1 protein-coding gene is annotated in these 1596 nt (G+C 51.9%); it reads right to left on the reverse strand.

The features are described from left to right. Window positions 1-118: 118 nt before the first annotated feature. Window positions 119-1543, reverse strand: coding sequence for an IS4 family transposase (locus tag WDJ60_RS18750; protein ID WP_340102313.1), 1425 nt, complete (start codon window positions 1541-1543; stop codon window positions 119-121). Window positions 1544-1596 lie beyond the last annotated feature (53 nt).

Raw genomic sequence — 1596 nt, forward strand, 5'->3', positions numbered from 1 at the left:
AATCAGATCTCGGTCATTATCTAGCGAAAACCAAAGTGATCTCGGTGAGGTTGTTTGACAAAATTGAGAGAACTGGTGACTACCGCCGCTTTCCGCTGAATGAGCCGCGAGAGCGCGCTCATTCAGCACCGAGTTCGTATCCTTCAGCCCACATGCGTAGCTTCTGAAGCCCTTTCCACATCGCCTGCCATCCTGGTGGCGGATCTGATCCTCGGTCAAGATATCCGCCAAGTTTTGCCACGCTTACAGCATACGCTTTCCCGTTCTGACCGCTCAATTCTGGAAATTTCGTTTCCAGAATTGTGCGCTCTGCCTCGGTTAACAAGATCTCAGGAGATGGTGCACTATTGCCACGAGCAAGCTCTCGTAACTCCAGTACTTTCCATGCAATTACTGAATAGACACTCAGCAAAACCTCCATCCGCTCCCAACTTTGCAGCTGCCGTTCTTCGATTTTACAGCCGCTCTTGAGCACTTTGTGCCAATCTTCAATCCGCCAGCGAAGGCCGTAATAGTCGATTAGTGTGAGTGTTTCGTCAAACTCCGTGACCGATTCAGTGGTGAGCAACACCCACTGAATCGGGTCGTCAGTTTCACCAACCTCGTCGACTCTCACGACATTCACCTCAATAGAACCGTCTTGATCAGGATTATTTCGTGGCGCACGCAATTCACACGTTCCTGTCGCAATCGACAGCTCTGCCGTCCGTGCTTTCCGTCCACCACCCTGCTGTATCTCGATTGTTTTGCGACCTTGCTCGGCAAGGTCGCTGCTCCAGTCAAAGAGTTTCCCAGGTTCGCCGGTATCCGTCCAGATCCGCCGGTTTTGATTCGCTCGAACGATGAAGCCAGCGTTCTCTATCTCTTTGGTAACTTCTTCGTAGAACGCGAATGAATCTGCTCCTCGGTCATGAACGAACAGTGAATTGACATCGCTGGCAAGCCAGTCTCTGGCTTGCCTGTCTCCTCGAATCCACTTCTCTTGGTCACTTTCGAGTTGAATCGGCTCCCCTTTGCCATTTGTCTCGTGGAGTGTATCGGCCTGCTGGTCCTCGATCAGCACCTGCTGATCGATGACCCCGGTCATCTGATGCGTGTCAGGATCTAAGCCGATACTCGTGTGTAACTTGACGCCTTCAACGTCAATATCGCTGGAACTGATATCACCAAGATCATCCTTCGAGGGATGGCGAGGAAAAGTAAGGTACGTTGTATCGGAGACAATCAACAGTTGCTCCGATTCAGATAGCCGTGAGCGTTGTTCCTGCTTGTGAGCAGAGAGAATCTCGTTCGACTCCACACTCTCATTATCGCAAAATCGGTATGTAGCCTTTGTGGATGCCCAATCCTCGCAGGCACCAGGGATGGACTCGGCAGGCGAGCTGCCGAGTTCATCCCCAAGTTGGACCAGTCGATCGGTAAGCCGCTTATCTCCGAATTCGGCTGAGCGAAACTCTGTCCGAATCCACCCCGAGACATCCATGTCACGCAGCTGTCCATCTTTATCAACTTCTGGCCGCCAACCCCGTGAACAGCGTTCCATCTTCCAGTCTCAGCTTGTCAACTCCGCGGCTTGTACTTGTGGGTAAGAGACAG

Origin of the sequence: Salinibaculum salinum, from assembly GCF_037645885.1 — an archaeon.
Lineage (GTDB): Archaea > Halobacteriota > Halobacteria > Halobacteriales > Haloarculaceae > Salinibaculum > Salinibaculum salinum.